We start from the raw sequence: 9461 nt of genomic DNA, 5'->3' as shown, positions 1-9461 counted from the left end.
AACTGACCACCCGCGTCACTGCTTAAGTGCTCGCTTCCGTGTGGAACGAGCGCTCGCGTGTTCGTGGAAAACCTGCTCGGCTACGCGTGGAATCCGCGCTCGGGTGTCGTGGAATACGCAGCCACACATCGCCGACGACATCGACCAGTGGCTGCCGCCGCGGGTGGCGGCCGCCCTGCAGGCGCATGGGATCCGGACGCTCGCAGACCTGACGGTGAGGATACCGCGCAGGCGGCGCTGGTGGACGGCGATCGATGGGCTCGGCACTGCAGGTGCACGTCACGTCGAAGCATTCTTTGCCGCCCACCCAACGCTGACTGAACGTGCCCGCGCGCTGGTTGCGGCAGCACCCTCAGGGCCGATCGTGCCGTGGGAACAGTTGCGCGTGCCGCACGAGGTCGACGGCTCGCAAGGACAGTTTCGCGCACCACCGCACGTATGTTTGCTCAAGGCGTCGAACGACTACGAGGCCGTGCAATCCTGGCTATCCCTTCACGAATCCGCCGCCACGCAGCGCGCCTACCGGAAGGAGGCGGAACGCCTGATCCTGTGGGCGATCGTCGAGCGGGGCTGCGCGTTGTCCTCGCTGACAACCGACGACGCAATCGCATACCGGGCGTTTCTGAGACGGCCGACACCACGCGAACGCTGGGTCGGGCCGTCGCGGCCGCGACAAAGCGTGGAATGGCGGCCGTTCAGCGGACCATTATCGACGCGCTCCGCCGCGTACGCGCTGACCGTACTCGCGGCACTGTTCCGCTGGCTGGTCGAGCAGCGCTACGTCCTCGCCAATCCGTTCGCGGGTGTCAAGGTACGAGGGCGCGTGAAGACGGGTCTCGACGTCACCCGCGGCTTTACTGAAGGCGAATGGCTGCTGCTCCGCACGATAGCCGATGGCCTCGAATGGTCCTTCGGCTGGAGCGAAGCCGCCGCACAGCGCCTGCGGTTCCTGCTGGATTTCGGGTACGCGACCGGCCTGAGAGCCAGTGAACTGACAGGCGCATTGCTCGGCGACATCCGTGTCGACGAACATGGTGATCACTGGCTGCACCTTGTCGGCAAGGGCAGCAAGACTGGCAAGGTGGCGCTCCCCGCACTGGCGCGCATGGCGCTGGATCAGTACCTGGTGCAACGCCGGTTGCCCGTCACACGGGAGAGATGGGATCCGGCTACGTTCATCGTGGCCAGCCTCGCGGAAAATGGCACCGGCATCGAAGCCACACGGCTCGGTCGCGTGCTGCGGCGCTTTTTCGTGCTGGTCGCCGACTCCATCAAGGATGAGCGGCCCGCGATGGCGGAGAAGCTGCGCCGGGCGAGCCCGCACTGGATGCGTCACACGCACGCTTCGCATGCGCTCGCGCGCGGGGCTGAGCTGATCATGGTGCGGGACAACCTGCGCCACGTGTCGATCTCGACCACGTCAACCTACCTGCACGGCGACGAGGTCAAACGGGCGAGGCAGTTCGATCAGGCGTTTGGTGTGCCCGGGCGCTAGCAACAGCGGCTACATGGCCATCGCCCCCGGGAAAGCGCCAACTTTACTTCGCAACTTCCCTAACCCATTGATTTTCCTCGAAAACAATTCTTCAAGATTGCGCAAACCCACCGGAATTTGGAGAAGTTTCTACTTTACTTCGCAAAACGCACCAACATTACTTCGGCGGACGGGAGGCCTCTCAATGATTGTCAACTTCAATCCGAACCATGTGGTAGAGACGCCAACCACTGGATTTGGTGATCGTCTGCTGGCAGACCGGACACGAGCAGGCCTGATCAAGCCACAACCGGATCAACTGCTTCCGTCCCTTGAGCGAGTCCAGCATTGCGAGACCTAACCGCTCCTCGAAGCAGCCTTCCCACGCCGGATCGAACGGGTTCGCAGTCGCCGTGAGCTTCCGGTGTCGCCGGATCGGCGTGCCTGCAATGTCATAAAGCGTCAGGAGTTCCGACTTGCCTGAGCTGGGCGTTTTGCCCGTCTTCGTTGCAAAGACCCAATGCCAGGCACTCACCGTGTGAAAGTAGTTCCGGTGGACCCAGAACGCGCTTTGTTCGAATGCCGGCGCCGTGCCCAGCGCCACAGACATTGCCAGCCGCGCTACCGACTGCGCCGGGTATGCTCGCGCGTCGCGGCTTCAACCTGGCGATCGATGGCAGACATGGCTCGTGGGTAAAATCGGTGATCTGTATCGGAGACGATGATATGCAACAACGAACGTGTGCGCCAGTCGGCATGCCCGACAGGCGCCAGGGTTTCGACCGGTGAAGCGATGAACGAAGACAAGCTGCTACAGGCAGAGTGGGAAAATTTCACACGCGAGGAGCTGCTCGCCGAGCTCACCCGCCTGCGGGCTGAAAACGCCAGGCTTGCCACCTTGCTGCCGGTGACTGCGCCGGCGCAGGGCAAGCCTTTGCAGGTGGTCGGGCGTGTAGCGTCGCCAGCAGCGCGAAACACTGATGCGCCCATGCTTTCGCCCGAGCAGAAGGTGCAACTCTTCCGGCGGCTGTTTCGCGGCCGCACGGATGTTTACCCGCTTCGCTGGGAAAGCCGCAACTCAGGGAAGTCAGGCTACGCGCCGGCCTGCGCCAACGAATGGCGAGCGGGCATCTGCGACAAGCCCCGCATCCGTTGCGCAGACTGCGGGCATCGCGTGCTGCTTGCGCAGGATGACCAGGTCATCTACGCACATCTGGCTGGCGATCGCACGGTGGGCCTCTATCCCCTGATGCAGGACGGCACCTGCTACCTGCTTGCCGTTGATTTCGACGAGGAAGGCTGGCGCGAAGATGCGATGGCTTTCCGGCAGTCGTGTGAGGAGCTGAAAGTGCCTGTTTCGCTTGAGATTTCACGCTCGGGCAACGGCGCGCACGGGTGGATCTTCTTCTCGTCCGCTGTCGCCGCCCGCGACGCGCAGGCTGGGTTCGGCCATCATCAGCCACACCTGTGCCCGGACCCGGCAACTCGAACTGTCGTCCTACGACCGGCTCTTTCCGAACCAGGATGTGCTACCCAAAGGCGGCTTCGGCAACCTGATTGCGCTGCCGCTACAGAAACAGCCGCGCGAGCGCGGATGCAGCGTGTTTGTTGACGAGCACTTCGCGCCCTGTGCCGACCAGTGGGCGTATCTGGCGGCGATCCGGGCGATGGACGGGCGCGACATCGAGGGCGTGATCTTCCGCGCCACGGGCGGCGTCCACCCGCTTGACGTCGCGTTCATCGCCGAAGAGGATCAGGCCGAACCGTGGAAGCCGCCACCCGCACAGCCGAAGCGGTTGCCTGGGCCAATGCCGGCATCGCTTACGTTGACGCTCGCGAACCAACTCTATTTTGAGAAGGACCAGCTTTCCCAGGCACTGCTTAATCGTCTTATCCGGCTGGCTGCTTTCCAGAATCCAGAGTTCTACCGGGCCCAGGCACGCGGCTTCAGCGTATGGGACAAGCCGCGCATCATCGGTCGCGCCGAGAACTGCCCGCGCCACATCGCGTTGCCGCGGGGCTGCCTCGACGACGTCATGATGCTGCTGCGCGACAACGACGTCACCTGCGACATCCGCGACGAACGCTACGCGGGCGAGCCGCTCGTGGCGTCGTTCGCCGGCACGTTGCGCGATGACCAGCAGGCGGCCGTGGCCGATCTGCTGCGGCATGACACCGGCATCCTGCATGCGCCGACAGCGTTCGGCAAGACCGTGACGGCTGCCGCGATGATCGCGCAGCGTGGCGTCAACACGCTCGTGCTTGTGCACCGCCGGGAACTGCTTGACCAGTGGCGCGAACGCCTGCAGTCGTTTCTCGCACTCGACGCGCGCGAGATCGGCACGATCGGCGGCGGCAAGTCGAAGGCGACGGGCCGGATCGATGTCGCGATGCTGCAATCCGTGGCACCCGATGGTGCCCGCGGCGAGCTGTTGCGGCGTTACGGCCATGTCATCGTCGATGAATGTCATCACATCTCCGCGGATTCCTTCGAGGCCGTGCTCAAGGGCGTCAATGCACGCTACGTGCTTGGCCTGACGGCGACGCCGGTGCGGCGCGACAGCCAGCAGCCGGTGATGTTCATGCTGTGCGGACCGATCCGGCATGCGGCGAAATCGCCCGCTGGCGCGCCGCAGGTGCTTGAGGTCTTCCCGCAAAGGCTCACCTCCGCGGTGGACGTCGCGGCCGACGCGCCAATCCAGGCGGTGTTCGCACAGCTCGCGCAGGACACGCCGCGCACGCAGATGATCGCGGCGGCCGTACGCGAACAGTACGGGCAGGGGCGTAACGTGCTGGTCCTCACCGAGCGCACGGAGCATCTCGAAAGCCTGCAGCAGATGCTGCAGGACACGGTGCAGTCGCTGTTCGTGCTGCACGGACGGCTGGGCAGGAAAGCGCGCGCCACCCACCTGGCGGCCCTTGACGCGCTGCCCGGGGACACGCCCCGCGTCGTGCTCGCAACCGGCCGCCTGGTCGGGGAAGGCTTCGACCACCCGGCGCTGGACACGCTGGTACTGGGCATGCCGATCGCCTGGAAGGGCACGCTGCAGCAGTACGCCGGCCGGCTGCACCGCGAGCATGCAGGCAAGACTGGCGTGCGGGTGCTCGATTACGTGGATGGCGGCCATCCGGTGCTGCTGCGCATGTGGGAGAAACGCCAGCGCGGCTACCGGGCGATGGGCTACCAGGTGTGCCCGCCCGGAGAGGCGCGCCAGCTGGCGCTCGCCTGAACTCGGGCAGGCAATCCCGTTTTTCCACGCCGCGCAGACCGATCATCAGGACACTCTTCGCAGCCCGGCCTCGTTTCAGGCACCCGGCGCCATTGGGTGATTCCCTGCGCGGCGATCATGCCCGGCAGCACTGCCCCAGTTGTTCATCGTGAGCCGCCGTCGTGACCGCGCGCGAAACGCGAAGAGTTCTTCATTGGCGATACTGCGGGATTTACCGACAAGCACCTGAACGAGCGCATTGGCATCATCGTCAGCTGAACGCGAAAGCCGCCTCGATCGCAGTAACAGGTTCGGAGCGGCACTGGCGCGTTTCCTGCAGCTTGCTGTGGCATATCGTCGACCTGTAACCCCAATTGATGCCGATAACGCCCAACATCATGGCCGGGATCAAACCCAACGCAGAACGCGAACATCGCATCGAGATGGAAGTCGTCGTCGGCACGTATACCGGACAAGAGCGTGCGCTGTCGTGATACTACTATCTGGAAGAACAGCTCTCGCTCCCATTCAAGGCCTGCGTTCGCAAGACGATGGCCTCTTCGCCGCTGCCCGCAGGCGAACAGGTGTCGGTCACCGCGCTCGCTCATGGAGACCTGTGTCGGGTTGGCATCTTCGTCTGGGCTCGGTGGGGCGAACGGGACGTCGTGGCACCGCTGGCTCAGCTCGTTCCGGTGGCCAGCAACAAGCCGACACGAGTCGTCGTCGCGGACTGGCATTACTGGTACGACCAGAATTACGCGTTCTGAGATCCAGAAACCCGCCGCCCTTCGCGGTGCGATCTCGCTCATCTTGCGCTGATCTCACGTCTCATACCAAAGTCCCGCCACCTTCTGATGGGTTGCGCTGACGGATACGTCACGGCCCGGACTAACGCCGTCGCGACTCCCGTTGAGGTCATCGCGCAGCCCTGTGACGTCAGACAGGTCATGGCCCAGTAGCCGACGCGAGCTGCGCGCGACCGTGACGGGCAACCGCAGGCGCACGCCGCGCAGAGTCCGAATGCCCTTCCTTCAAGGGCGCCGTGCGGAACGAGCACGGAAGAGGTCGTCATCGCCTCATCGAAGTGCCCAATGAACCTCGTTGTGTCGGCAAGCATTGCTGGAACGGCACCACCTCGCGCCGCAACCGGGGCAGATGAAATACTGAATTCGTGCGCTGCCAAGATCTATCGGCGCGCCTGTTTCGTACAAAGCATGCGTAACGTCGAAATGAGGGTTGATCTGCAGCAGCTTACAGGATGCACACAGACCCGCCGGATCGATCTCCATGCCAGTCTTCCTCTTGTATTGAAGCTTCTGGAGCGCTGGACGTCACCGTTCCGGCGAGCGCCATCGCTTCGAATGCCCTGCAAGGCCCAGACGTTCCGGGCGGTGTCGCATTCGTAATTAACGGGTTGGACGGCGGCACCGGGGATAGGTTAGGCTGACCTCCGGTCAGGGTCAACGATTTGGTTCGCGATCGGGCGATGTCAGTAGACAGCCAATCTGCGGCGCGGATTTCTTGGGCAGGTGCCCGGTGACGTTGCAGACCTTGTGCACGTGCGGCAGCGCTGGATGCAGGCGCGTTCGCCGAACATCACGTCGATGGCCGCACGCAGCGCCATCGGCCCGCCGATCGCGATCCTCCGCCTGCCGGTGAAGACTTCGCGATCTTCCCACACGGGCAACGTCGTGTCGTCGGCCCATGGGCCTCCACGACCTCACCTTGTCCTCACGGTGGGTGGGTTCATGTCATTTCACCTGTGCAGGCGTCCATGTCCCCAGCCCGAGAACCTCGTTGGGCACTGGGCGCAACCATCCAACCACCGCTGCGCCCCCCCGCAGCGGCCAGGGCGCTCGACTCCACGGGAATCTGCGGCAGGATCTTGGCGTCGAGAATCTCGTGCGCACCACTGTCGTCATCTTCTTCGCCAGATAACCGGCCGAAGCGCCCTGGAGCTGCGGCGGGAAGGCGGCAAGCGTTGCGATTGGCTCAGCAGCCGAACCGTGCAGCCATCTGCAAGCGGTCAGGATCACGAAAATGAAATTCGACTGCGTCATCGATCACGCCTGTCCACGGTTGCGCGAAGCCACTGCGACGGTGGATGGTGATTCGGCGAGCGGCACGAAGCGCCGTGTCGTGCCGTCGAGCGCGTCGATGCTGCCCGTCCCGATGTCGTAGACCCAGCCGTGGAGGCTCATGCGTCCCTGTTCGAGCGCGAGCGCCACCGATGGGTGTGTGCGCAGGTTCGCGAGCTGCGCGATAACGTTTTCGCGCACGAGGCCGTCGAGCTTGTCGCGAGGCGCATCGAACTGATGCGCCGCATTGATCGCTTTAGCGGCGTCCGAATGGCGCAGCCAGTTTGCGACTGCCGGTAGATGGTCAAGGCACGCGCAGCGCGAGATCGCGCCCATCGCGCCACAGTCCGAGTGGCCGCAGATCACGATGTCCTGCACGCCGAGTACCGCGACCGCATATTCGACCGTTGCCGATACGCCGCCAGGTTCCGGCCCGTACGATGGCACGATATTCCCCGCGTTGCGAATCACGAACAGTTCGCCCGGCTCGCGTTGTGTGAGGAGCTCGGGCACGACGCGGCTGTCCGAGCAGGTGACGAACAGCGCCTTGGGATTTTGCGTCGTCGCGAGGTATCCGCCCGAGAATCCCCATTATTGAGAGCGTGGCGCTGATGGCGGACGATTCTCCCATTGCAATGACGGGAGAACATTCATGCAGGAACTGGAGAAGTCGAGTGGGGACGAGGCGGTGGCGAGTGCACTGCCTCCGAGAAGGCAGCGCAATCGAGGCACACGGCCGTGGCGGGAGGTTGTGGGCGAGTATCGGGCAAGCGGATTGACGATTCAGGCGTATTGCGAGCGCAGCGGGCTTTCCCGTTCCTCGATGACGAGGTACCTGGCGCTTGCTCGCCAGGCGGAGCGAAGCGGCGGCACGCAACACGCCGCAAGTGCGACGGGCGCGATAGCGCAGGCCATGACAGGTTTTGTGCGCGTTGGGATCGTCGATGGCGGCGTTAACGCCCCCGCCAACGCAAGCGCATGCGACATACCGGAGTTGATTCTGGGCGACGGGATTCGGCTGCGGCTTCCGGTGTATTCAATCGAGCCTTTGCTTCAGGCGATGATCGATCGTATTGGCGGGGGGGCGCGATGATGATGCTCTCGACGGCAGTCAAGGTTTACATCGCGGCCGAGCCGATCGACATGCGCAAGTCAATCGATTCACTTTCGATGCTGGTGCGCCCGATGTTCGATCAGGACGCACTCAGCGGACACGTGTTCGTGTTCTACGGTCGGCGCAGGGACAAGATCAAGGTATTGGTTTACGACCGCACAGGCTTTTGGCTGATGTACAAGCGATTCGAGTGCGGGTCGCTTGCCGATCCCGCTGCAATCGCGCGACGCGGGATCTCGCTTGCCGAACTCACAACGTGGCTTGAAGGAATCGACGTCGGTGTGCGCCGGCGCGTGCGTGCGGTGAACGCAACGGTGGTCGCATGAATCGTGAGGATATGCTCATGAGCGGGTCAGTCGCGGCGATAATGCTGACCTATGCAACCGCTCAACGTCCCTGCCGCGAAACAACCCTTGCCGATGGCATTGGGGGCATGGAACCTTCCGGAGTTGCTCGGGGAGATTGCCGCGCGCGATGCGACGATCGCGCAGCAGCAGCGCGAGATCGAACAGCTGCGCGAGCGGGTCGAGGGGCAAAGCGAACTGCTGGCGAAGACGCAGCAGGTGCTGCTCGAGCTGCGGGCCAAACTGATCAACGCGCGGCAGGAGATGTTCGGAGCGAGCCGCGAGCGCATGAACGAGTGGCAACTGGACATCTTCGATCAGGAGCACGAAGCGCCGCTGCCACCGCAGGTGCCGGATCTGTCGATTCCGGTGGAGGGGCACCGGCGCAAACGCCGCAGCAAGGGCCGTCCGGCACTGTCAGACGATCTGCCGCGCGAGCGCGTCGTGCATGCGATGCCGGAACAGGAACTGGCGCAATACGACCGGGTGACGGTGATCGGCGAGACGCTCACGCGCACGCTCAAGTACACCCCGGCCAGGATTTCGGTCGTCGAGCATGCGTGCCTGCGCTATGCGCTGGTCAAGGACGGGGTCTCGACGGTGCGCGGCGTGACGTTCCAGGCGTCGCCGCTGATGAAGAGCAATGCGAGCCCGGAGCTGCTTGCGCGCATCATCGTGGCGCATTTCGACTCGGGCATGCCGTTTTACCGGCTGGAGGAAGAGTTCGCGATGCACGGGTTGCGCATTTCGCGCAACACGATGAGCGACTGGACGATCCGGCTCTCGAAGCTGATGCTGTGCCTGTACGAGGCGTTCAGGCGGCAGTTGCTGAGCGCGCAGGTGATTTTCGGCGACGACACACCTTTTCCACAGTTGTGCAAACAACTGGAGCGGACCCGCACGGTGCGGCTGTGGGGCTATGCGAGTGCGGGAGCGGTGTTGCGCGATGCCCAGTGGGTGCCGGTTCCCAGGGTGGTGTACTACGACTACACGGCGAGCCGCGCTGGCTGTCATCCCATCGCGCTGCTGGGAAACTACCAGGGCTACCTGCAGGCCGACGATTACTCGGGCTGGGCGGCACTGTTCCGCGGCGGCAAGATCCAGCACGTAGCCTGTCATGCACAGTATCCCGAGTCTCGTTTTATGTCGAGCGATGGCTGGCAGTGGGCCTACGGTCGTGCTTGAAGGGTTGGATAGCTCGGCATATTATTTGTCTGGACGCTATCCGGGTGAGGCGTCAGG

6 protein-coding genes and 3 pseudogenes are annotated in these 9461 nt (G+C 63.8%); 7 read left to right on the top strand and 2 right to left on the bottom strand.

Features of this window, described 5'->3' with window-relative positions; genetic code table 11:
- On the top strand, positions 1–1495 hold a 1495-nt coding region (locus L5014_RS37930), incomplete at its 5' end, for a site-specific integrase (protein WP_238468991.1).
- 181 nt (positions 1496–1676) lie between these two features.
- Here the strand turns inward: L5014_RS37930 and L5014_RS37925 are convergent.
- The gene (locus tag L5014_RS37925; RefSeq protein WP_238468990.1) at positions 1677–2084 is read right to left on the bottom strand and encodes a hypothetical protein; all 408 of its coding nucleotides are present in this window, start codon (positions 2082–2084) and stop codon (positions 1677–1679) included.
- Between the two features lie 111 nt (positions 2085–2195).
- On the opposite strand from L5014_RS37925, the pseudogene L5014_RS38930 reads away from it, so the two are divergent.
- From L5014_RS38930 to L5014_RS37915, 3 genes and pseudogenes are all read left to right on the top strand, one after another.
- A pseudogene (locus L5014_RS38930) lies at positions 2196–3102 on the top strand (TOTE conflict system archaeo-eukaryotic primase domain-containing protein); the annotation flags it as partial.
- Between the two features lie 39 nt (positions 3103–3141).
- Entirely contained in the window at positions 3142–4704 is a 1563-nt protein-coding gene (locus L5014_RS37920) for a DEAD/DEAH box helicase family protein (RefSeq protein WP_420800208.1), read from the top strand.
- Positions 4705–5186: 482 nt separating this feature from the next.
- Positions 5187–5502 (top strand): annotated as a pseudogene (locus L5014_RS37915) (calcium-binding protein).
- A 1244-nt stretch (positions 5503–6746) separates the two neighbouring features.
- Here the strand turns inward: L5014_RS37915 and L5014_RS37910 are convergent.
- Positions 6747–7331, bottom strand: a pseudogene (locus L5014_RS37910) (carbonic anhydrase); the annotation flags it as partial.
- Positions 7332–7413: 82 nt separating this feature from the next.
- Between L5014_RS37910 and tnpA the strand changes: the two are divergent.
- From tnpA to L5014_RS37895, 3 genes are read left to right on the top strand one after another with little or no spacing between them, the layout of a single operon-like run.
- The gene (tnpA, locus tag L5014_RS37905; protein WP_238468989.1) at positions 7414–7854 is read left to right on the top strand and encodes an IS66 family insertion sequence element accessory protein TnpA; all 441 of its coding nucleotides are present in this window, start codon (positions 7414–7416) and stop codon (positions 7852–7854) included.
- Entirely contained in the window at positions 7851–8201 is a 351-nt protein-coding gene (tnpB, locus tag L5014_RS37900; protein WP_238468988.1) for an IS66 family insertion sequence element accessory protein TnpB, read from the top strand. The genes tnpA and tnpB overlap by 4 nt, the downstream gene beginning before the upstream one ends.
- Before the next feature lie 51 nt (positions 8202–8252).
- Positions 8253–9404 carry an IS66 family transposase gene (locus L5014_RS37895; protein ID WP_238468987.1) on the top strand — a complete coding sequence of 384 codons (1152 nt, stop codon included), beginning with the start codon at positions 8253–8255 and terminating at the stop codon, positions 9402–9404.
- Positions 9405–9461 lie beyond the last annotated feature (57 nt).

The sequence above is a fragment of the Paraburkholderia tagetis genome (assembly GCF_022213065.1).
Lineage (GTDB): Bacteria > Pseudomonadota > Gammaproteobacteria > Burkholderiales > Burkholderiaceae > Paraburkholderia > Paraburkholderia tagetis.
The sequence above is the reverse complement of the archived record's forward strand: the minus strand, read 5'-3'. Positions and strand labels throughout refer to the sequence as shown.